The sequence below is a fragment of the Enterococcus sp. 3G6_DIV0642 genome (genome assembly GCF_002140635.1).
Taxonomy (GTDB): Bacteria; Bacillota; Bacilli; order Lactobacillales; family Enterococcaceae; genus Enterococcus_D; species Enterococcus_D casseliflavus.
On sequence record NZ_NGLH01000001.1, the window covers coordinates 2,281,249 to 2,305,266 of the forward strand.

Consider the following 24,018-nt stretch of genomic DNA (forward strand, 5'->3'; position numbering starts at 1 on the left):
GGCAACCCCTTCAAATTGTACACTTTTATTTTATCATTGTTTTTCTTGGTCTTTTTCGGTTTCTTTCAAGAAGTACAAGGGTCTATTTTTAGTCTCTAAGAAAATTTTTCCGATATACTTGCCGATGATCCCTAAACAAAGCAATTGCAATCCACCAACAAATAAGAAGATACTGACCATTGAAGGCCACCCTGATGTCGGATCTCCAAAAATAAAGGTTCTTATCACAATAAAGATCAAAGCAATCAGAGAACCAAAACAGGAAAGCGCACCAATAAACGAGGCGATATTCAAAGGTGTATCTGAAAAATTGACGATGCCATCGATCGAATATTGGAATAACTTCCAAAATGACCAGGACGTCTCACCCGCTACTCTTTCTCGATTCTCATAGGCGATGTATTCTGTATCAAACCCAACCCAGCTGAAGATCCCTTTTGAAAAGCGATTGTACTCTGACAGCTGTAAAACTGCATCAACCATATTGCGGCGCATCAAGCGAAAATCTCGCGCACCGTTTACCATTTCAGTATCGGCAATTTTGTTGATGATGTTATAGAACGAGTTCGAAAAAAAACTGCGAATCTTTGGCTCACCTTTTCTATCGGCACGTCTCGTACCCACACAGTCAAGCTCTGGTTTACTTCTTAGCAAAGAAAACATTTCAGGTAGTAATGACGGCGGATCTTGTAAATCTGCATCCATTACAGTGACAAAATCGCCTCTAGCAGCTTGTAGCCCCGCATAAAGAGCAGCTTCTTTGCCAAAGTTTCTCGAAAAAGATAGATAGCGAACACTTTCAGGGTGGGCGTGATACAAGTCTCTTAAAACAGACAGAGTTTGATCTGAAGACCCGTCATTAACAAAAATATATTCAAAAGGCATATTTAAGTGTTTCTTCACTTTTTCTGTTTCTTCAAAAAAAATCGGCAAGCTTGCCTCTTCATTAAAACAAGGTACAACAATTGATAACATCGGTTTCATCTCCTAGAGCCAATCGTGGGAAATCGGTCAGCTGGGACCGAATCCACATTATTTTTTATCTTCGCTAAAATCATATTTCGGTTCATCTAACGTTTCATCATAGTCCACAGTTAGATCATAGCCTTTGAAAAACCATTCGTCTGCTTCATCAATAAAAAAAAGCAAGCCATCAATGGTTTGTTCGACGATCGGACGTTCTGGTTTATCGACTGACATTCCCACGGAAAATCCGTCATGCACTTGTGTTTTGCCATAAATTTTTCCGAAAAAACGAATCCCGCTTCCTTGGTCTACCACCAATTCTTTTTTAAACCATTGCATTGCTTCAGGACTTATTGTTAAGTTCATTTTCTTCACTCCTAATCATTCATATGTTCATCAAGTATATCTACATCATCTGTATTGCCGATCACGAGTAAATTGTCATTTTCACGCACGATCGCCTCTGCATCAGGCGAAACGATCACTTGTCCTGGTCCCCGACGAATCGCAACGACTGTCAGACCATATTTTTGTCGAAAATTCAGCTCAATCAGGGATTTATTGAAAAAGCGTGGATTGGACACGCGAATCTCTGCTAGAGAAAATTCGTCAGATAGTTCAATATAATCTAAAATATTTTTGGAAACTAGATTATGGGCGATGCGAATCCCCATGTCACGTTCGGGATGAACGACACGGTCTGCGCCGAGTTTTTCCAGTACACGGGCATGGTATTCGTTTTGGGCTTTCGCTAAGATATTAGGTACACCCATTTCTTTGACCATCAAGGTCACCAAAATACTAGCTTGAATATCCTCACCAATCGCAACAATGACATGGTCAAAGTTACGGATACCCAATGAGCGTAACGTCATCTCATCTTGTGCGTTGCCGACCACCGCATGGGTGGCGATATTCATATACTCATTGACACGATCTTCGTTGCTATCGATCGCCAGTACTTCTTGCCCCGATTCAATCAACGTACGACAAATACTGCCACCAAAACGGCCCAGACCGATTATTGCATAATTTTGCTTCACCACAAACGCTCCTTTTTTACCAGATCATAATTTAGTATAACAAAAACCTCCTCTGCTTGCCATGAGGAGGTATGATTATTAAGACTTTATTTTATCAAACCATGTTTAAAAGCATATATCGTAGCTTGTGTACGATCTTCTACTTCTAATTTTGATAAGATATTTGACACATGTGTCTTCACTGTTTTCAGCGTAATGAAGAGTGCATCCGCAATCTCTTGATTGCTCTTTCCTTCGGCGATCAACAGTAACACTTCTTGTTCCCGATTGGTCAAATCTTCATGTAGGATCGGTGTCCGATTCGTCAAACGATCCATCATTTTCGTGGTGACTTCGGGTTCTAAGACCCGCTCTCCTCGCTGGGTTGCACGAATGGCTTCCGCAATCTCATGAGCAGTAGACGTCTTTAACAGGTAACCTGCCGCACCCGCTTCAATAGCAGGATAGACTTTCTCGTCATCAATAAAACTAGTGACAATAATGATTTTTGCTTCGGGCCAATCATTTAAAATCAATTTCGTAGATTCGATCCCATCCATTTCATCCATCACCAAATCCATCAAAATCACATCTGGACGTAATTCCAATGCCTTTTCATACCCGACTCGACCATTTTCCGCTTCCCCAATTACTTCTATATCGTCTTGAATCGATAGATAAGAAGAAACCCCCAGACGAACCATTTCATGGTCATCAACTAACAACACTTTAATCATACCTTATACCTCCTTCAACAGTGGAACTTTAATTTCAATACTGGTTCCTTGATTTTTAAAACTAATAATTTTCAACGTTCCGCCAACGGCACTTACCCGTTCTCGGATATTCATCAAGCCATAGCTGCCGGCCTTTTGATCTTGTGGATCAAAGCCAACACCGTCATCGATCACCCGCAACAACACGTTATTATCAATGCGATGCAAGTAAACTTCCAACTCATTGGCCTTGGCGTGACGCAGTGTATTAGATAAGAGTTCTTGGATCACACGAAAGAGTTGATCTTCAATCGAACTAGGCATCGTAAAGTCTTCAATATCCCAAGTCAATAGAATTTTGATTTTGGTCTCTAATTCTTTTAACAATTGCTCGATTCCTTGCTTTAGACTCTTCCCTTCCAAAGTAACAGGTCGTAGATGAAGCAAGAGCGCCCGCATTTCAGATTGCGAAGCATTGATAATGTCTGTGACCATAGCTAACTGTTTCTTTTGGCTTTCTGGAGCATCTGTTCGAATCGCTTGCTCATTTAGTGCAGACATCATCATCATGGCGGCAAACAGCTGTTGAGAAACAGAGTCGTGCAATTCACGAGCCAGACGCTGCCTTTCTGCTTCTAAAATCTCTTCTTTTGTCTGACCATCAACAAACTGCGGTTTCGCATTCAATTGCTGTAATTCCATCGACATCTGTTTCATCTTCGATTGGATACTGGCAATATCACGATCCACATTCGCAATCAAATGGTTTTCAGACGCATGGGGGATTTTTGTTTCCAATAAAGGGCTATCGATATAGCCGCTGGCTAACAGTCTTAACTTTTCTTCCACCGGACCGTATTGACGGTTGCGAAAAAAAGAAATCAGTAAAAAGACAGCTAAAGCAATCAATGCAGATATTACAAGTAAGTGAAAGACGATTGGGATAAAGAAGAGCTTGATTTGAAAGACTTCTATCAGCCAATTATTTTTCCCACTGGCATATAAATAGGAAAACAGCATCAAAATCATGGTGAAAAAACTTGCTAATCCTGCATAAAAAGCAATCATGCCTCTTGAAAATTTCCCGATCATACCCGAATCACCTCAACATCACCAACAAGGGTATTCGTCAAGATTTTCAAACGCCGACTATTTTCGCCATAATCCGGGCTGTAGATCGTCACTTTTTCATTTTTCAAGCTCGTTTCTTCGCCTTCAAAAATAACGGAGCCAATAAAAGTACTGTGCTCTAATTTGATCGCTATACCAGCAGGCACTAAAATACGAGTTCTGCCAAAGCCTTTTCGTACGATCACGACGTTTTCTTTCTTAGGCAATAAAGTGTTGCCTAAATCGATAAAAGTGTCCCCCGTCAAGATATCTAAATTGATATCGTCCCATTCATAGACTTGACTGCCGATCCGTTCATTACCTAACCATTGCTGCTTTTGTTTCAGTGGATGATCAGCTTTGGGTTCTTCAGTTTCAACGATAATCATTTGTTTTTTGCGCCAGAATGAATTTTTAGTTAAGTCGATTCCGGTAATCTCGACTCCTTTTAAACCAATAAATAAAATCGCAAAAATCAGCATCAGCCACAGTGCTGGACTATTTAACAAACTGATCAAAATAGCAATGGAACTTGAGACCATCAAGAAATTTTTAAAATTGCTCTTGCGCTCACTTCGGTTCACAAGGACCAAGCACGTCACACCAAGTATTAATAAAAATAATAATGGCGGATTAGATAAAATTTGCCATACCGCAAAAAGCAGTAAGAGCGCTTCAACAATAAAGAAAAAACGCCAAGGACTTTTCATTCAAGCTCCTCCTCCTAGTAATTCTACTCTATCATACCTGAAAAAAATGGTTTGTCCATCCGTCGCTGGTCCGAAAAAAGACCCTGTTTGATCAAATTCCCTAAAGGAGAATGAACAACAGGGTCAACTAGATTGATCGAGTGATCAAGCAATTAGCTTTTCTTTACTTCTGTGATTCTTACTTGCATATCTCCGCCTGGCGTTGAGATCGTCACTTCATCATTGACTTTTTTCCCAATCAAGGCACGAGCGATTGGTGAATCATTGGAAATTTTACCAGAAAATGGATCTGCTTCAGCACTACCGACGATCATGTACTCTTCTTCGTCACCATCAGGCAACTCAACAAAAATAACTGTTTTTCCGATGGAAACTTCATCAGAGTCTACACCCTCATTATCAATGATCTCTGCAAAACGAATCATATTTTCTAAAGTAGTGATTCGGCCTTCGACAAACGCTTGTTCATCTTTAGCAGACTCATACTCTGAGTTTTCGGATAAATCGCCAAAACTGCGGGCTACCTTGATACGTTCAATGATTTCGCCGCGTTTTACCGTTTTCAATTCTTCTAATTCTTGTTCTAGCTTTTCTTTTCCTTCAAGTGTCATTGGGTAAACTTTTTCTACCATAGTTCTTTTCTCCTTTTAGTAACTTCTAATAAATCGCAAAAGGTAATCTTTTGCGATGAGTCCACAAAAGATTACCATGCTTTTTTTTAAATGTAAACTATAAACCTATGAAAATTTAATTTGAGGTATTGTTTACATATTGTTCCACTAATTGCATATGCTGTTCATAGGTTTCCGCAAAGTAAACTTCTTGGGTTTGAATGTCAGCAACGAAATAATAGTAGTTGTTCGGTGTTGGATCTAAGACCGCTTGGATCGCTGCTTCACTTGGATTGTTGAATGGTCCAGGTCCGTAGCCAGTATGCACATATAGATTATAAGGAGAGTCAACTTGAGTGTCCTCATAAGTAACTAGCTCTTTGTGCTCACCTAACGCGTATAGAATCGAAATATCCGATTGCAGCGGCATATCAATCGCTAAGCGATTGAAGAATACCTGTGCGATATTTTTACGATCTTCTAGCTTACTACCCTCTTTTTCAACAAGTGAAGCCAAAGTAAGGACTTCTTGAACCGTCATTTCTTTTTGAGCAATTTGATCGAAATATTTCGACAAGACTGAATTTGATTTATCCACCATTTGGGTAACGACTTCTTCTAGGGTATTCCCTGTATAGTAGTCATACGTCGCTGGGAACAAGTATCCTTCTAGTCGGTAACGCACACCTTGCGCATCGCCGGCACTTGCTAAAAGCTCAGGATAGGTTTCTTTCATTTTTTCAAAGAACTCATCGCTTTCCATCAAAGCTAAGAAATCGTCTTTCGAGATATTCGTTGCTTCCGCTAGAGCATCACCGATTTGATCAACATCAAATCCTTCTGGAATCGTCACTTTTGCATCAGAGGTGACCGAGCCTTCGCCATTTTGCAACTGCTCACTTATCGCTTCCAGTGTCATATTTGGTGAAAAATGATATGTTCCTGCTTGAAAGCCCGTCAGATTATTAAATTTTGTGTAATAATTAAAAATCATTCCACTTTTAATAATGTTCTCATCCTCTAAGATTTCACCAATTGCTTTATTCGAAGAACCGCTTGGAATAACAATCGTCACCTTCTCAGTATCATCGGGATCTAATGGCTGCAAACTTGAAGTAACATATCGATAAGCTGAGAAACCTAATATTCCGCCGATTACTAAGAAAACAAGAACAACAATCAACACGATCTTATTAACTATTTTGTCTTCCTTGCTGCGCTGCAATCTGCGTTGGTTTTTCCCCGTTAAATCGTCATTATTTGGGTCTATTTTATTATTGTGACCAAAAGCTTTACTTTGGCTTCTAGAGCCTTTTTCTTTCTCTGTGCTTTCTTTATTCGACCGAGAAATGATTGATTGACGCTCTTCTTGCTGAGAATTCAATTCGCTTCCTATATCCCGTTCTTTGTTTTGGTTTGACTCTAAAGACTTTAAAACTTCGTCTTTAAACGATTTTTCTGGATGCTGTTGTTTAGACAAAACAACTCCTCCTTAAATTCTTCTTAATTAAATGATATCACTAGTGAAACTGTTTTAGAAATTAATTATGTTTTTTTCTTAAAACAAGGTGTAGGAACCAACGAAATTCTCTTCGTTTAATATTAATAGCAATAAATGAAGATATTAATATTGTACTTGTGATTAAAATTTGGAGAATAAAACCTTGAAATCCTCTAAGCTCTGATGTCAATAGAGCTGTTACAATTGCCAATATTAAGCCTATTACTGTTGTGCCATAATTTTTAACAGCTAATATTGCAAACTTTTTAAACGGTTCAGAAAAACCATGTTTGTATAAAACATATGGTTCAAACCAACATGAAATCGTTATGCTGGATATGATGGTTCCTAACAAAACCCCATCAACGCCTAGATGGAACACTGTGATGAAAAGTATAGAAAGTCCCAAATTCACTATAGATTCGAAAACCGGTTTATACTTCTGGTACCATGCCAATCCATAAGCATCAATAAAGCTAAGCGCACTTTTCCTCGAAATTGTTATAGAAAAATTTAAAACAATTAATATTACTGTAAAAAAACTAAACGTAAATTTACTGCCAAGCCAAAGAATAATAAATGGGTTAAACAACACAATCAAATAGAAACTACAAAAGTAGCCGATAGAATGAACAAAAAAAAGATGATTCTCAAACATACGCACTGAATCTGAACGGGAACCAGTTATTCCGACGTTTCCAATTGTAGCGGTCATTGAATTAATAATCTGATTGATTAAATTTGTAACGGAAGTAACTATTAACGTGTAGTTCACATACATTCCTACTTGAGATAAACCTATAAAAATTGAAATAAGGATGTTGTCAGTTCCGTTAACAACCATAGTTCCTATTTTATTGGTAAATTGACCAATTGTGTTTTTCTTTATTTCAGATTTTAAATTTTGCGGCAACTGTGTATCACTGGGTTTATCCTTAAGATAAGGAAACTTTTTATCCGCTATAAAAGAAATACTTAGATTAGCAGCTATCGTACTTAAAAGTTGAAAGATCAGATACGCAGTAAAGCTACTATATAGCATTATAGCAAAACAACTTGAGATTTGAAACATCATCCAATATAAAAAGTCATTTGAAGCTACTATATAGTTCTTTTGATCTGCTATAATTATACTTCTTTTATAAGTGAAGAAATATGACACTACTGTATTTGATAAAAACAATAAATAATACAAATACAGATGATCAATCTGAGCAGAACTATCTACGATAAAGGGTAAAAAAGGGATTAGAACGAGCCCTAGTCCTGCAATTATTAAGCCAATCAAAGTATATATTTTTTTATAAAATTTCATCAGAATTTTCACTAGTTCGACTTCATTTTCCGCTAAAGGTTTATAAAGCGAAAAAATCAAGGCAGGTCCTATCCCTAGCTCAGCAACAGATAGAACCATCAAAATATTACTTATTACACCATTGAATCCCAGTATTTCAACACCTAAGAATTTAATAAAAAGAGTTCTTGTAACAAAACTCATAATCATCTGAATTACAAAAATAACTCCAGTGATAAATGAGTTCTTAAATAAGTTTTTTGTTTGATTATTTTCCATTAGAATCCTTTCAACTAAATAAATTTTATTTTCTTTACTCAATATCTCGCTGATTGAACCATTGGATAGCAAACCAACAAAGTAAAATTTATTTTCTTTTAGTCTCTCGTTCTTTTAAATAATCCACCACAGGCTGAAACGTTTTTTCAAACGTATAGTTTGACTTACCATATTTGTATATGAAGTTTGTCAGTTCTTTCTTCGACATGTTTTTTCTCAAAGAATCATACCATTCAACGACTTTTTCAATATCTAGCGGTGTATCGTCATTGGGAATTTTGTAATAAAAAGATAAATTTTCTGAATCCAGCTCTGTTTTAACCCCTGATATAATAGGTAAACCTTTTGCTAAATATTCCTTTCCTTTTAAACTACTATTATAAAAAACACCCGATCTATGACGAGCCAAAGAGTCAATTCCAATATCTGCTGTCTGATAAAATCGATCTAAATCGGAAAATGCTATTCTACCATGAAACGTAACCTTGTCTTCTAATTGATATTTTTTAACCAATTGTTCATATTCTTTAAGCACAGGACCATCACCAACTAGTTGAAACTGAATCTGGCGTTGTGATTTACTTGATTGATAATAATTATTCAACCCTTCGATGACTCTATCATAACCATGGTAAAAGCATAGCGCAGCTACGCCTAAGAGTTGTATTGAATCACTCGAACATTTAATTAATGGCGGACGCTCCGGAAAGTCGTATGCATTTGAAATATTTAAGCATGGAATATCATAGATTTTTTTATCGTCGGAATAAGTAACGAACAAATCAACATACAATTTCAACTTAGGAACCCATAATTTTTCTTTGCTTTTTATAATCCATTTAAGCAAACCCTTGAATTCATTTATGTAAGGATATGTCGGAATTTCCATAATAATAAGAATCTGCGGATTCTGTAATTTTATTTTAGTTAATAAGTCAATAACACTTTTGTCTAAGACGGCGCCTTTTCTTATATAAACAAAGTCATATTCAATCCAATTAATATTATCAGACATAAAATATTGTTTAGAAAAAAATGGGATAACATTGCGAATTAGGTGAAATATATTTCTCTTGGGATTAATCGCCTTATATATAGTAAAATTGTTCTTTTCAAATTCTTCGATTTGTTTATAGATTTTTTTCTCTATACCACCAGCATGCGATAAATCTTGCGATAGATATACGCCTCTCATTGTTTCTCCTTTTTTAATTTATTTATTTCATGTTTTAAAAGTGACAATTGCTGTGTCAATGTTTTAATTTGACGTTGGGTATTTATCAAGGCAATACTGCTTGTTAAAGCAATAAATAACAAAAAAGCAGTTAATGTAAACAATGCTAATGAAGTCAGTGTGGTGATACCAAATGAGTGAGCAATTTTTGTTCCTAAACTGGGAAACAAAGCGCCAAAAATCATGATTACGCTTAAAAATAACCACTTATTCATTTGTCTGACTTCTGCATGATCTTTCCGAATTAAAAATATCGTTAACAATAAAAAACCAATTGCTAAAAAAATAGCAATTATTTGGAGCTGTATTGGCATATTACTTATCCTCCCTCTCAATCAAAGAAGCAATCAATATAGAGATCGAAACATTAAACATATAGGCAACTGAGTCCAACAAATGAATGCTTGATTTCCCACTAGTCCTCTCAAACATTCTAACGCCGACTTCTTTTACTCTAATGTTTTTCGCAATTAAATGCATATAACTCTCAGGTTCTGGATATTGACTTGGGTATCTACTAACAAATTGTTCTATAACTTTTCTGTTGCCCGCTCGATAACCGCTTGTAACATCCTTTATTCTTAGACCAGTCAGCATATAAATTAAATTGGATAAAATTTTTATTCCTGCCTGCCTGGCACCAGTGGATTTAAAACTAGATTTACTATCAGAAACAAATCTTGAACCAACAGTAAAATCAGCTACGTCATTTATGAGAGGCTCTATCAAATTAGGTAGACTTTGAATATCATGCTGTCCATCCCCATCAAACTGAACAGCGATGTCGTAATCATTTTCTAAAGCATAAATGTACCCGGTCTGAACTGCTCCACCAATACCAAGATTATTAACAAGTTCAACATGGTTGATATCATTTTTTCGAAGGATTTCTTCTTCATTGTCAGTTGAGCCGTCGTTTATTACAATGTAATCAAGGATATATTTATAATTTTTTCTATAATCATTTACTTTGCGGATAACATCTTCAATACCGTCCGCCTCATTATAGGCTGGAATGATTAACAATATTTTGGGATTCAATTTTATCTCATCCTTATTTTCATAGTTGATTGCTCTTTTGGTTATTAACATAATATTTCATCAATAACTTCGCAATAGTCTTTCCCCAGTAACGTTGGTACAATTCGTATTCCTCAGCTTCTCTTGTCTTTGAAACTGTATTAACCGTTGTTTCTGATTCTGAGTGGATACGATGATACATCAAACGTTCAGGAATGTATAATATTTCTCCATGGCGCTTCATTATGCGTTCCCAAGCATCCCAATCAACCGCCATTCTTAAAGATTCATTAAAAGAAAAATCTTTTAACCGATCTAAATCATATGATACAGCTGGGCAACATATAAAATTACCAAAAGCATATATTCTGCGCTGATATTTCTTGTATGGCAACAAACTCAGTAAATGCAATCCGAAGGTCTTTATTTTCAAATTAACATTCCGTTCTCTTATGTTGTCTTGCTCATCAATTTCTTCATAATCACAAAATACTATATTAAGATTATTGTTTTCTTCGAAAGAATTCAATATTTTTTCTCCATAGTTTGACAAGTAGAGATCGTCTTGATGAATAATTGTCGCATATCTTGTTTCTACCACAGACAAAGCATTGTTCCAATCCTTTCCAATACTGCCTCCCTCTTTTATAAATAAAGGGATCCCATATTGTCCAGAAATTTTCTTTATATATTCGTTTGGCGTGCTTGTGTACATTATTATCTTGGAATTATTATTTAAAACACTCGTCTGATTCTTACAAGATTCAATACATTTTATTAAAAATGGCGATTCCTTATATGCACAAATTACAAAGGTATGCATTCTCTTCCCCTTTCCTATTCTAGAGCTGCCGCTACAAACTCAATCTTTAAAATTATACTCGACTTCTAAATAAATCTCAATAATCAAATAAAATATATAACCTTTTCTTACTTTATCATACTTCATCTTTTTAAGATTGTATTTAATGAAATAATTTACTTAATCGAAGATTTATATTAAACTTTTTGCTAACGACACTTATTTCTAAAACAGTTTTTTCTGGGAGGATTTTTTAAATGCTTATAAGCCTGGGTCTTTTTTTTATTTTGTTTTTTTACTGTCGCTCTACCTTTTTGAAGCGGCTTTTTTTCGCTTTTTTTATTGCTAGCTTTCATTTCACCCTTAGTACTTTTATTTCATCCAATTTTACTCGAGTCGTACTTTTTTTAGAAAGGGTTTCAGAAAATGGTACGGTTGTAAGGACCATACTCTCATTAGTCCTTGCGATAATTTTCTATGCAATTTTTAGATTTGGTTCAAACTATTGGCTTGAGAAACCTATAAAGATTGATAAAAAATATGTTGCACTTTCACTACTACTGATATTGTTGACATTTTTAGGTTTTTTGGCCTCTAATAGCGCCTATTGGACTAAAAGCTACTTCGGAAACGTTGGAATAGATGAAATTTTTTATACACTTTCTCAACCGCTAACTGGAACTGATCAAGGACAGATTTACGCATATCTTTTAGGTCCTTTACTAAACTCTATAGTCATTACACAAATTATCATCATTCTACTCTATTTCATGATTATGATTCGTTCTTCGAAAACCACTAGAATAGTCAAATTTTCAAAAAAATCATGCTTTCTTTCTATTTTTTTTACAGTAATTTTATTGTTAGCAAATATAGTATTAGGCCTTAATAAACTTGGTTTTAATGAATTGAAAGCTTACTTTTTTGAAAAATCAACTATATATGAAGATTTTTATGTTGATCCAAATTCGATTTCTATAACTTTTCCTGAGGACAAGAGAAACTTGATTTATATTTTTGTTGAGTCCTTAGAGACAACTTATCTTTCGTCAGCTGTTGGAGGCGCCCAACAAGAAAATTTAATGCCTAATATCACAGAACTCTCATATTCAGATGGACTAAATTTCTCCAACCAAAAGCTGTTAGGGGGGGCAATTCAAGTTCCTGGTGTTGGATTTACGGTAGGAGGAATGGTTGGACAAAGCACAGGCGTGCCTTTACGTGTGACCGGCGGATATAGTGAAAACGACTATGGCAATACTGAACATTTCATGCCAGGAATTACCTCTATAGGTGACATATTACATGACAACGGATATAACCAAATTTTATTATTGGGGTCAGACGCCGATTTTGGCGGTAGGAAGAAATTTTATGAGCAACATGGAGACTACGAGATACGGGATTATAATTATGCTAATGACCATGGTTGGATACCAAAAGATAGAAAAGTATGGTGGGGATATGAGGATGAGAAACTCTTTGAATTTGCGAAAAACACACTTTTGGAACAAGCATCACTAGACCAGCCATTTAATTTGACTATGCTAACGGCAGATACTCATTTTCCAGATGGATACAAAAATGAAAATACACCTGAGATTTTTGATGAACAGCTTAGCAATGTTATTTATTATTCGGATCAGATGATTGGCGACTTTATTGCTTGGATAAAAGCACAGCCATTTTATGAAAATACAACTATTGTTATTGCTGGAGACCATTTAAATATGGACCAAGGTTACTTCGCTTCAATAGAAGAAACTTACCAGAGAACGGTTTTTAATTTATTCATCAACTCTCCTATTACTACATTAAATAACACTGAGCGTCAATTTAGCACACTCGATCTTTTCCCTACAACATTGGCCGCACTAGGCGTACAAATAGAAGGCGACCGAATAGGACTAGGTACTAATTTATATTCTGATACTAATACTTTAATGGAATTCTTGGGATACGAGACATTTACCTCTGAATTAAGTAAAAACTCAAGTTTTTATAATAAGTATATAATGAAAGGTTCGGATCTTACCATAAATACAAATAGTAATAATTAGTGAAAAATATATCGATCGCTGCTGCATGGAATACTTCATAAATCGCCCCGACAAAAGCATCCAAGTGATGTTTTTGTCTTTTTTTTCGCTTGCTCAAAGCAACATGTCAGAAAGATCACTTTCTTGTTAGCTATATGATTAAGTAGTTTTTGAAATAATATATTCTGATAGAAATCTAATATTTTTTTTAAACACGATTCAAAATCCAAAAATATTTTGCTGGTCTAATCTATAAACTCTTTTTTCAAATAACAACAATATTTCACATCCGCTCTTAAAATAAAAAATATATAGTAGCAACTGGAAGAGGGGAGATTTTTCTTGATTGTCCACAACCACTTTTTATGTATCAGCCAAATTACACTTTCTAAGGTGACCTGCATGACAGAATTGCAAGTCAATCATAATATCCTCTCGTTTATACTACTTTTGTACATAAAAAAGTTTTCTTAAAATACCTTTTTTACATCGATTCTTTAAGGAGCGATTATTACCTTAATATTTATTAAATCAACTATATTGTGAGTAGAGGTAAATTAAAAAAGAATGCTGCTTGATTTATCACCTTTTTTTATTTTAATCATAATATAATTATATGAATATTTTTTTGGTAAAAAAGCGAAATTTTATTTTAACAGACTTCTTATAATCCCATTATCTATAAAGTGAAAATTAAAAGCATTTCAAGTTTCCTGTTACAACATGACATCAAAAGATATTTATATCATGTAATGAGAATAAGGCTTTCTATTTCTCAACCGCCTAATCATTCTCCTCAAAAAATCAGCCTCTATAATTTTTATGGGACAGAAACGATGATGATTGATCGATTGCTTGACTTTTCTACGCCCTGGAAGGAGGCGTATCCCTTTTTTCATGAATTAGTTGAAGCCTTTCGAGACAAAGACCCTGACTTATTTTTCTCCTTATTGGCAGAACTTCCCGAAACGTTAGATGACAGCTTTCGGGAAAAGTTTCAAAACCTCCTTACCTATGAAGAAGGCATCACCAACGCAATGATCTATCCTTATTCCAATGGAAAAATAGAAGCGAAGAATACCCACATAAAGACAATGAAACGAGTATCCTACGGATTTAAATCATTCGAGAACATGAGAATTAGAATCTTTTTGATCAATCAATTAATCAATGTGAGATAACAAAAAATCTGACTCTATAATTTATGGGACTGATGAATCAGAATTGATTCTTCAGTCCCATTTTCATTTTAGGTATTAAAAAATATATCGTTCTCTAGTATGATTAAATCACCACAAAATAAACAACTGAGAGAACGATATGCTATATGAATGATTCTATCAAAAAAATGCTGAGAATAATAGAGAAAGATTTGATGATTACAGAGGTCTCTTACGAGACCCTTCAGAAGAAAAAGACGTTGGTCGTCGATGCGGTTCTCTCGCCTACTCCTCGTGCTTGTAGAAGTTGTGGTACTACTGTGGTAGATGGAAACGGGAAAGCAATTATAGTGAAAAATGGAAAAAAGGAAACGATTGTCCGTTTTGAACAATACAATCATATGCCTTTGGTTATGCGCCTAAAAAGCAACGCTATACCTGTAAAAACTGTCGCACCCATTGGACGGCTCAAAGTTATTTTGTCCAACCCAGACATTCAATCGCAAATCATGTTAGATATAAAATTGCTTCTTTACTAACTGAAAAAGTATCTTTATCTTTTATTGCGAAAAGCTGTCAGGTATCTTTGACCACCGTTATTCGTACGTTGAAAGAGTTTAAAAGCTATTTGCCAAAGCAATCTAAAATGATTCTCCCCAGTGTATTGATGGTTGATGAATTTCGTTCGCACGCTTCCATAGAAGATAAGATGAGCTTTATTTGCGCAGATGGCGAAACAGGAAAATTAATTGATGTTTTGCCTACGCGTAAATTACCCCGATTAACAAGCTATTTCTTAGGTTGTACCAATCCAGAAGAAGTAGAATTCTTGGTTACAGACATGAACGCTGCCTACTTCCAGCTCACCAAACGTGTTCTGCCAAATGCGAAAGTAGTGATTGATCGGTTTCATATTGTCAAACACATGAATCAAGCGTTCAATGAGTTGCGTATCCGTGAAATGAATGAACTTCGTAAAGCTGGGCAGAAAAGCCATGCAGAAAAACTGAAAAAGAACTGGCGCTTTTTGCTAAAAAATCGTGCAAACATCAACCATTATGAATACAAAACATGGAAAAGTTTCCGAGCACCAAAATACCCATTTCTTACTGAAGCAATGATGATTGATCGTTTGCTTGAGTTTTCTACGCCCCTGAAGGAGGCGTATCCCTTTTTTCATGAATTAGTTGAAGCCTTTCGAGACAAAGACCCTGACTTATTTTTCTCCATATTGGCAGAACTTCCCGAAACGTTAGATGACGGCTTTCGGGAGAAGCTTCAAAACCTTCTGACCCATGAAGAAGGCATCACCAACGCAATGATCTATCCTTATTCCAATGGAAAAATTGAAGCGAAGAATACCCACATAAAGACAATGAAACGAGTATCCTACGGATTTAAATCATTCGAGAACATGAGAATTAGAATCTTTTTGATCAATCAATTAATCAATGTAAGATAACAAAAAATCTGAGCCAGAATGTGGTTCATTCTGACCCAGATTTGATTTTACACAACTCATTTCATCTATTATTGAAAAAACAGAATTAGCAAATTTCTATACTGAAAATGAATTAGAAAAGAAAAAAAACTAATCTAAAGATAAGCAACCCTGTTCATAAGTTCTCCCATCATAAAAACCAATAAGTATCCAAAACCAAGCCTGTAGAAACAATAAAATTGAATACTAAAGTTAATATTATAGCAAACCTTAATAGCTTTTCACTCATCTCGACTTTTATGCTATCTTTTAATGAGATGAAAAAAGGAACAAGAAAAATAAGAAACGGAGTAAAGTATCTCCCTTGTGCACCTACCGAAATTATTGCATTCTCTCCTAATACTAGCGGTGTCCAAGCATAGTACATTCCAGCGATTATAGCCAAAATTTGAATTACAATGATTGCTAACGATGAAAATCCGAATATTTTCTTGATTTCAAAATCACTATTCAGAGCAGAAATAAAAGCCAATAAAGCTACATCTATAAAAATAATCCACAAAGGGATTTCTACCGAAAACAACCCAATATAACCAAACATACCCACGGTTAAAATGCTGTTTAAATGTCCATTTAGATTATTATTAAATAGAGTTCTCACCAAAACGAGCAGTAATTCTTTAATTCCCTGTATACCACCAAACATTTTAATACCTACTAATCCCCCAAGAACAAGCAAAAGGACGATCAGTATATATTTGTATTTGAAGATCAACTTTCTTATATGCTGATTAACTTTCTCCAAAGGAGAAAGTTTTCCTGCTAATATGAAATTGATTGGGAACAGAAGCAATAGAAATAAAAAGTTATTACTTTTCGTAATATATAGTGCTAGAGCAAATAGCAAAATTTGAAACAACTTTTTTAAATTGATTTGAGGATTTTCAATCATTAAGCTTAAAAAGGCAAAAAAGCCAAGAATCGCTACGAAGTTTGCAGCATCATAAGATAATGATCCTGCTTGTTGAACCATTATAGGGAGTAAAGATAAAAGCACCATCGACCATTTACCGTATCTAGTCTTTGTAATAATTAAATACATACTGGCTATATAAAATACAGCGTTAAATAAGCGTCCCAATGTTACCATTACGCCTATTGATGGATAAACAATGCTTCCTAGTATCATTCCTAAAACTTGCGGAATATGCATAATTCTTTTCAACTCAAAGCTTGGTTGAAATTTTTCCTCGGATAAATCAATTTTTTCCGTAAACAACTGTTTATATTCACTTTTGTTAATTTCAGTATCTGCACTAACACTATTCATCCAATCAAAACTCGTGTCAGTTCTTACAAATATTGAATTCCATGCCATTCTCGCATGGTTCATCTCATCGGGCACTCTATTAATAGGCATTAAAAATACCGAAATCCCTATAAATAGAGTTGCTAGTACGAGAAAAATCCCTTGCGGTTCTCGTAATTTGTTTTGAACCATTATTTTAACCCCTTAAGTATTTATTTATTTTTAATTTTATACATCACTCTCTGCACAAAGGTTCTTATTTTTATTTCTAGATTTGCTAATTTACTTTTCTTTTCGTTGATTACTAATAAGTTTTTTATGTGTCTTATAGCATGTTCATTTGTCTTTGCTTGATTTATTCTTTCTATTAAAACATGATAAACTGACTTGATTTGATATTTTTCTTTCGCTGTTTTAATGAACATTTCTGATTTACTTTTTACTTCTTCAAAATTGTCTATAAAATAATTAATAGCCTCTACAAGCGAATCAATATTACCTAATGGATATATTTTCCCATGTTGAAACATCTCATATGCAGATAAATGGCCTGGATTGTCCGAAATGATCACTGGAATACCATTGAGTAAAGCTTCTACATAAACTAATCCATATGTCTCTAAACTTGATGTAAATACACAAATATCCTTATCTGTAACTATATCCCATGGATTCTCTACATTCCCGGTAAAAGAAACTGATGCAATAGTATGCTCCTTTATATATCGTTCGCATTCTCTTTTATACTCTTCATCCCAACCGCCAACAAAAACTAGTTCGATATCTTTTCTATTTATTTCATGGAATGCTCGAATTAGCTCCAATTGATTTTTTCTTTTGGTTATTCTTCCAACTGAAACGATTCTTTTTTTCTTTCCTATTTGAATATTTGAACTTTTTAGTTCTGTATACGGCGCAAAAGGAAGTATTTCTCTACTATTAAATAATTTATTCAGATGATTGTTTAAATCACCTGTGACCGAAAATATATCCGTGGAAAATTGATCAATAAAATCTAGTTTATTCTTATAGTAAGCAAACTCTTTTTCTGGATATTCATGAATTAACCAGATATGAGGAATAGATTCTAGACAAGAAGCAAGAGCACCTTGAAACATATTTACCGTATTTGTAATCACCACATCCACTTGTTTTTCTTTTATAATCTCGGTTAATGTCTTAATTGTGTCTCTATATGAAACAACTCTTTCTTCTTCTGAACCAAATATATGTGCGGGAGCATCTTCCCACCACCAACGTTGGTTATTGATCAAATAGCATTCAATGCCATTGGACTCACAATATCTAGAATAATCATTTTCTGTTGCAACTCCATATATCGGTGCTGCATTAACTACATGATATCCTTCTGCAGCTAAAAACTTCATTAAGTTGACGATAGATATTTCTGCTCCATTATCGAGCGTACCCGTTGGTGACACGAAAAGTATTGTTTTCATCTTGTCTCCTTCATTTAAAACATACCTATACTAAAGAATATTTTATTTAATCGTTTATTTTATTTTTTGCCTCTTCAGATAAAAAATCTGTCAATTCATCGTTATGTTGAATTGTCGTACAATTGTTAACAACATAATTATACGCGTTACGTCCAATTTTTTTGCGCAACTCTCCATTCGTTACAAGCAGCTCTAGTTTTTCAAACCAATCTTCAGATGAATCAACTAAAATGCCAGTTTCACCTTCAATTATCATGTCCTTGAATGATCCAATGTTACTGGCAATTGTTGGAATTTTTAATAACCCAGCTTCTAACCACTTAATTTCAGATTTTGCCCTGTTAAATATAGTGTCGACAAGCGGCGCAAGATTTATATCTACATTTTTAACAAGTTGCGGCAGCAATCTCCAGTCAACAAATGGATGGATCACAATTTGTTCACTATATTCTTTTAACTCATTCGGAATATCGATATGACCCGCTAAATGTAATTTCACGTTATTAAAGGAAGCTAAAATTTTCAATATTGCCGGCATAATTAATTCAAAATTTTCGTTATGAGTAATTGATCCAGAAAAATACCCAATATGAACACATGATGCATCACTAAGTTTTTCTGCATTATTGCTTAGCTTTATTAATTCCTCACTGCCTAAGTTACGGTTTAACAACACTTTAGTATTATACTTTTTTAGCTCTTTTTTCAAATCTTCTGTGGAAGCTATTGCAATATCACATAGAACCAGCATTTTTCCATAGTTAGTCACGCCAGCATCATAATTTTGCTTCTCTATTTTAGATAATCCTTTAACATACGAAAGCTGGTCAGTGTATTTCGTATCAATCACTAAATCATCAATATCATATAAAACTGGCTTATTAAATTCTTTGGCCACTTGAATCAAATTGACCAGCATCTCATTATATGGCGCTCTATAAATTATAATATGGCTCGCTCTTTCTGCATCGCTAATTTTCAGCTCAGAAAGTCCCACAGACTTCACTCTAAAATTCAAATTTTTTAATTGTTCAATTTTATTTTCAACACGATATTTTGTCAGTTGTGGAATAACATTTTCAACACCATCAATAATCAATACATACTTTTGTGAATCTTTCTCCTTTATATCCTCTATGATCTCTTTGATGATTTTAACAGGATAATCTGTCTTTTCTTCTATATATTTTACCAAACTAGGGATTTCTGTTTGCCTATTCAAGCCTTGCCAAATAAATTTCTCATTTGTATAGTTTGATAATGCAGTATATTTGATTACTGGTATACCCTCTTTAAGCATCTCAAGAGGATGGATATACATTGCACTATCCTCGTTTTTTTCTGTTAGCGCACCATGCTTAAATCCTAAATCTGAAAAATGCTTTGTGAATACCGTTTCGTGCATACCAATTGCTTTATCTCTTGAATTTGTATCATTCATTTTTTCCCAATAAGAATAAAACCCTGAATAAGAAAGCAATGTCTTTTCTATTACTAAGAAGTAAGACTGTAAGTGTTTAGGAATATAGCCGTATTTGTTTAAATTAGTAAAATCGTTATATTCTTCTCCATAAGTCAAACCCCAAAAATCCAGTTTTTTATCTGCCATTTTTTTAAAAATAGATGATAATTCACCAACAGGTCCAATGTTGGTATCATTTACTAACAGTAACTCATCATATTCCAAAAGCTTCTCTTTACCCAAAAACAAAATTCCATGTCTAAATGCTGCCGTATCGTATCCTTTATTTTCTCTGGTTTCTACACGGCCTAATTGTTCCAACTGCTCAATATCCGAGCTTGGTAAATCACCATTTACTATAATTAAGAGATCTGTACATAGAGCTTTAAATGCTTTCAAGAAAAGAAGTTTATATTCTTGTAATTTCTCTTTGTCTTCATAAATAACAAAAATCAAAATTCTTGATGGAGCAACATAGTTATTATTCTTTCTCTCTACACTCCTTTTAACCCTCATCAGGAGTGTAGAGGGTTTTACAACTTTTGTTGAGTATTTTCTTGTGTTCTCTTTTAATTTACTCCACACTTTTAAAGCAAGAGCTGGATTTTTAATAAAGCGATATCCATAATGTATCGGCTTGATGAAAAGATTCCCTAATTTATATGAATTTGAATTTCGAATTTCATTTTTCTCATTTTCCAAAGTTGCAATAATTTGTTTCATTGTAAATTGTTCTTTTTCATATTTTTCAATTTCATAAGAGAAATGTTCACCCAACTCTTTTCTTTCAACAAGCAGATTTTGCTTATCCAATTCTAAAAGTTTTTTTTCATCGTTTTTCACGATAATTTCGTGATCTTGATTCTTTACATGTTCTGTTAACTCAGTCAAATGTTTTGTGAGATTGCTTAATCTATTTTCCAATATCATAGTATTGTGTGAAACTGCATTAAGAATTTCATTGGGATAGTCTTCAATATGTTTTCTTAATATATAAAAATAAACTTCATAATAAAATTTATCAGAAGAATGCTCTCCGGTCCTAGAAATCGAATTTGCTAGTACTCGATAATTCAGCTTAGCTTCTTCACATTTTTTTGGTTTTGCTTTATTAACTAAAATTAAATTCATGATAAAATCATAATCAACTAATTTTTTTCGGTTTAAATTCAAGTCATAACGAACATCTTTAATGATGGATGCTCGTATTAGTGAACAATTATCAATAAAATTATTTGTTAGATAGGCTTGAAGCTCGAACGGTCTGGCTTTCATGAAAAGTTCTTTTGATGAAGCATTGATTAAGTCGGTATATACTATATCGACCTCTTCGCTTTCAGCCAAAGAAACTAATTTTTCAATAAACTCAGGATCGAGATAGTTATCACTGTCAATAAAAAGAACATATTTGCCCTTTATCCAATCTAACCCACGGTTTCTTGTTACGCAAACACCACTGTTCTCTTGATAAATATACTCATATTTTGTGTTAGAAAGTTCAAGAGTTTTAAGAATTATTTCTTCTGATTTATCAGTTGAACCATCATTTATAACAAGCAGTTCAATCTCAGGATATGTTTGAGAAAGTACACTTTTTAAACATTGTTCAATATATTTTTCGTGATTGTAACATGTCACAATAACAGATACTAACCCCATAAAGTTTTGCCCACCTCATTACCAGACTATATTTCGATTTCTTCCCAAGATCCATTTCGTCTAACTAATCCGCTAGAAGAAATTCTCTCGCTTTTAGACATTTCTTTTTTTGGAGAAATAATTATAATAGGTGAATTCTCCTTATCAGAGAACGCGAATGGTTGGTCTGATTCATTTCTGACTGAAACACCTAACCGAAGTTTGCAACCATTCATTTCGTTCAAATTACATGTATAACGCAAAGTTTTTTTCCCTAAGCCTGTGGTCATATGATCTAATGAATTGTCATTATATACCCAAATATTTCGATCAATATCCGTTAAAGAAAAAGCTATATATGTTTTCATTTCCTCTAAAACTTCATACGAAACTTCAAACGCTATTCTTTTTTGATCTTTCTCTATTAGTTCATCTGATAGCAACCGTACTTTGAAGTCTTTAATGTAATCGTTCTCTTCTTCTTTCTTTACATCGATATCGTCTGTTTTTTCAATAACGGTGGAGGTCCCCGTCTGTGTAACATTGTCTAAAGAATATTGATTTGCTACATCATCTGGGGTCCCGATGATTTTTACTTCCCCTTTATCGATCATCAGTGCTTTATTACAGTATTTACGAACAGATTCCATTGAGTGAGTCACGAGGATAATGGTCTTGTTCTCATCTTTGGCCTTCATGAAATAGTCATTGCATTTTCTTTGGAACGCTTCATCCCCGACAGCCAATACTTCATCTAAGACTAAAATATCGCTTTTCGCTTGAATCGCTACAGAAAACGCAAGTCGAACCTGCATGCCGCTTGAATAATTCTTTAATTTTTGATTCATAAATTCAGTTAATTCCGCAAACTCAACGATATCGGAATACATTCCATCCACTTCTTTTTCGGAAAAACCAAGCATAGCGCCATTCAAATAGACATTCTCTCTCCCAGTTAATTCTGGATTGAATCCAACACCTAACTCGATGAAGGAAACCAATTTTCCGTTCACTTCTACAGACCCTTTTTCAGGTGTATAAATTTGGGAGATAATCTTTAATAAGGTTGATTTTCCACTCCCATTTCTTCCGACAATTCCAAAGAAATCTCCTTTATTCACTTCAAACGAAATATCTCTTAGGACTTTTTGCTCATTATATCCTTTGATTCCTTTAAAATAATTAACGATGGTTCTTTTTAAACTCGTTGTACTTTCTGTAGGAAGACGAAACGATTTTCCTATATGATCAACTTTCACTGCTATTTCATTATTCATATTAAATAATCTCCGCAAATTTTTTCGAATTTTTATTAAAAATCATGTAGCCAGCAACTAATACGATCCATGGCAAAACATATGGAATTGCGACGATCCAATTCGTATTTATTAATTGCCATACCGTAATATTGCTTGTACTTGTTAAGATATGCCGCATATCTTGAATAATTTGAGCCATTGGATTCATCATCAAAAGTTTGGCAATGTTCACGTCCATATTCATTACAAGTGTCAATGGGTAAATTAACGGTGTAAGGTAAAAACCCGCTTGAAGGACAACCTCCCAGATCGGTCCAATGTCCCGAAACCTAACATAGATTGTTGCCAAAATAAAAGACACGCCCAATGAAAAGGCATAGAGTTCAATCAGAAGCAGCGGTGCTAAAAAAGCATAGATTGAAATATCCGCTCCATTGATCATCGCAAATAAAAGAACGATCACAAGGCTGATTACTAGATTGATTAAGGCGTTGATCGATACAGCAATAACAATGATATGTGTAGGAAAGCTTAGTTTTCTAAGCAGATCGCCTCGTGTGACGATTGATGACATACCTAAATTTGTCGTTTCGCTAAAAAAGCTCCATAGAACGGTTCCCAAAAGTAACGCCACTTCAAAGTGAGGAACATCTTGTCCAAATTTAAGAAAACGTACAAAGACCACATACATGACAGTAAACAGCATCAAGGGCTTTAAAACAGACCAAACATAGCCCATAATACTTCCTTGATATCTTAGTTTAAAATCGGTTTTTACTAATTCTTTCAATAAAATTCTATTTTTACGCTCGAACATCATTTTCTCCTTTAAGGTTCCACTAATCTTTTTTACGGTAAAACTTTTTAAAGCTATCCTTAAAAAGTATACTCGACATTCCCCTCTTTCTCAACCTTTACCAGATCATTTCAAAAATTGAGAAAAAAAATTAATGTTTCATTGACAGATTAAACGAAAAAAAGAAAG

At 34.4% G+C, this 24,018-nt stretch carries 19 protein-coding genes and 2 pseudogenes; 3 read left to right on the forward strand and 18 right to left on the reverse strand.

Annotated elements, in window-relative coordinates; genetic code table 11:
* Window positions 1-33: 33 nt before the first annotated feature.
* The 13 genes from A5878_RS10850 to A5878_RS10910 form a co-directional block, all read right to left on the reverse strand.
* A complete protein-coding gene (locus tag A5878_RS10850; RefSeq protein WP_010749368.1) occupies window positions 34-975 on the reverse strand; it encodes a glycosyltransferase family 2 protein in 942 nt (313 codons plus the stop codon).
* 57 nt (window positions 976-1,032) lie between these two features.
* Window positions 1,033-1,332 (reverse strand): HesB/YadR/YfhF family protein, encoded by a 300-nt coding sequence (locus A5878_RS10855; RefSeq protein ID WP_005229567.1) that lies wholly within the window; start codon window positions 1,330-1,332, stop codon window positions 1,033-1,035.
* Between the two features lie 11 nt (window positions 1,333-1,343).
* Window positions 1,344-2,009: a TrkA family potassium uptake protein gene (locus A5878_RS10860; protein ID WP_005229566.1), complete on the reverse strand. Its 666-nt coding sequence runs from the start codon at window positions 2,007-2,009 to the stop codon at window positions 1,344-1,346.
* A gap of 86 nt (window positions 2,010-2,095) precedes the next feature.
* Window positions 2,096-2,725: a response regulator transcription factor gene (locus A5878_RS10865; protein WP_005229563.1), complete on the reverse strand. Its 630-nt coding sequence runs from the start codon at window positions 2,723-2,725 to the stop codon at window positions 2,096-2,098.
* 3 nt (window positions 2,726-2,728) lie between these two features.
* Window positions 2,729-3,796, reverse strand: coding sequence for a sensor histidine kinase (locus A5878_RS10870; protein WP_060792201.1), 1,068 nt, complete (start codon window positions 3,794-3,796; stop codon window positions 2,729-2,731).
* Window positions 3,793-4,524, reverse strand: coding sequence for a cell wall-active antibiotics response protein LiaF (gene liaF / locus A5878_RS10875; protein ID WP_010749367.1), 732 nt, complete (start codon window positions 4,522-4,524; stop codon window positions 3,793-3,795). Before liaF ends, A5878_RS10870 begins: the two co-directional genes overlap by 4 nt.
* A 152-nt stretch (window positions 4,525-4,676) precedes the next feature.
* Window positions 4,677-5,156 (reverse strand): transcription elongation factor GreA, encoded by a 480-nt coding sequence (gene greA, locus A5878_RS10880; RefSeq protein ID WP_005229556.1) that lies wholly within the window; start codon window positions 5,154-5,156, stop codon window positions 4,677-4,679.
* A gap of 115 nt (window positions 5,157-5,271) precedes the next feature.
* Entirely contained in the window at window positions 5,272-6,615 is a 1,344-nt protein-coding gene (gene mltG / locus A5878_RS10885) for an endolytic transglycosylase MltG (RefSeq protein ID WP_060792200.1), read from the reverse strand.
* Window positions 6,616-6,676: 61 nt separating this feature from the next.
* Window positions 6,677-8,209, reverse strand: coding sequence for a lipopolysaccharide biosynthesis protein (locus tag A5878_RS10890; protein ID WP_010749364.1), 1,533 nt, complete (start codon window positions 8,207-8,209; stop codon window positions 6,677-6,679).
* A gap of 88 nt (window positions 8,210-8,297) precedes the next feature.
* A complete protein-coding gene (locus A5878_RS10895) occupies window positions 8,298-9,404 on the reverse strand; it encodes a glycosyltransferase (RefSeq protein WP_060792199.1) in 1,107 nt (368 codons plus the stop codon).
* Window positions 9,401-9,757, reverse strand: coding sequence for a DUF2304 domain-containing protein (locus tag A5878_RS10900; RefSeq protein WP_060792198.1), 357 nt, complete (start codon window positions 9,755-9,757; stop codon window positions 9,401-9,403). Before A5878_RS10900 ends, A5878_RS10895 begins: the two co-directional genes overlap by 4 nt.
* A 1-nt stretch (window position 9,758) precedes the next feature.
* The gene (locus tag A5878_RS10905; RefSeq protein WP_051095375.1) at window positions 9,759-10,535 is read right to left on the reverse strand and encodes a glycosyltransferase family 2 protein; all 777 of its coding nucleotides are present in this window, start codon (window positions 10,533-10,535) and stop codon (window positions 9,759-9,761) included.
* A complete protein-coding gene (locus A5878_RS10910; RefSeq protein ID WP_060792197.1) occupies window positions 10,504-11,286 on the reverse strand; it encodes a glycosyltransferase family 2 protein in 783 nt (260 codons plus the stop codon). Before A5878_RS10910 ends, A5878_RS10905 begins: the two co-directional genes overlap by 32 nt.
* 236 nt (window positions 11,287-11,522) lie before the next feature.
* Here A5878_RS10910 and A5878_RS10915 point away from each other — a divergent pair, with 236 nt between their 5' ends.
* The 3 genes and pseudogenes from A5878_RS10915 (at window position 11,523) to A5878_RS10925 (ending at window position 15,926) form a co-directional block, all read left to right on the forward strand.
* Window positions 11,523-13,325, forward strand: coding sequence for an LTA synthase family protein (locus A5878_RS10915; protein WP_071859262.1), 1,803 nt, complete (start codon window positions 11,523-11,525; stop codon window positions 13,323-13,325).
* 806 nt (window positions 13,326-14,131) lie between these two features.
* Window positions 14,132-14,485 (forward strand): annotated as a pseudogene (locus A5878_RS10920) (transposase); the annotation flags it as partial.
* A 146-nt stretch (window positions 14,486-14,631) separates the two neighbouring features.
* Window positions 14,632-15,926, forward strand: a pseudogene (locus tag A5878_RS10925) (ISL3 family transposase).
* A 169-nt stretch (window positions 15,927-16,095) separates the two neighbouring features.
* On the opposite strand, the gene A5878_RS10930 reads toward A5878_RS10925, so the two are convergent.
* Genes A5878_RS10930 through A5878_RS10950 form a run of 5 tightly spaced genes read right to left on the reverse strand, consistent with a single transcriptional unit; the run spans window position 16,096 to window position 23,853 of the window.
* Window positions 16,096-17,406, reverse strand: a complete 1,311-nt coding sequence (locus A5878_RS10930) for a DUF2142 domain-containing protein (RefSeq protein ID WP_086295560.1) — start codon at window positions 17,404-17,406, stop codon at window positions 16,096-16,098.
* Window positions 17,407-17,426: 20 nt separating this feature from the next.
* The gene (locus A5878_RS10935; RefSeq protein ID WP_060792927.1) at window positions 17,427-18,674 is read right to left on the reverse strand and encodes a glycosyltransferase family 4 protein; all 1,248 of its coding nucleotides are present in this window, start codon (window positions 18,672-18,674) and stop codon (window positions 17,427-17,429) included.
* A gap of 46 nt (window positions 18,675-18,720) precedes the next feature.
* Window positions 18,721-21,795 (reverse strand): rhamnan synthesis F family protein, encoded by a 3,075-nt coding sequence (locus tag A5878_RS10940; protein WP_086295562.1) that lies wholly within the window; start codon window positions 21,793-21,795, stop codon window positions 18,721-18,723.
* Window positions 21,796-21,821: 26 nt separating this feature from the next.
* Window positions 21,822-23,051: an ABC transporter ATP-binding protein gene (locus tag A5878_RS10945; protein WP_010749353.1), complete on the reverse strand. Its 1,230-nt coding sequence runs from the start codon at window positions 23,049-23,051 to the stop codon at window positions 21,822-21,824.
* Window position 23,052: 1 nt separating this feature from the next.
* A complete protein-coding gene (locus tag A5878_RS10950; protein WP_005229524.1) occupies window positions 23,053-23,853 on the reverse strand; it encodes an ABC transporter permease in 801 nt (266 codons plus the stop codon).
* Window positions 23,854-24,018 lie beyond the last annotated feature (165 nt).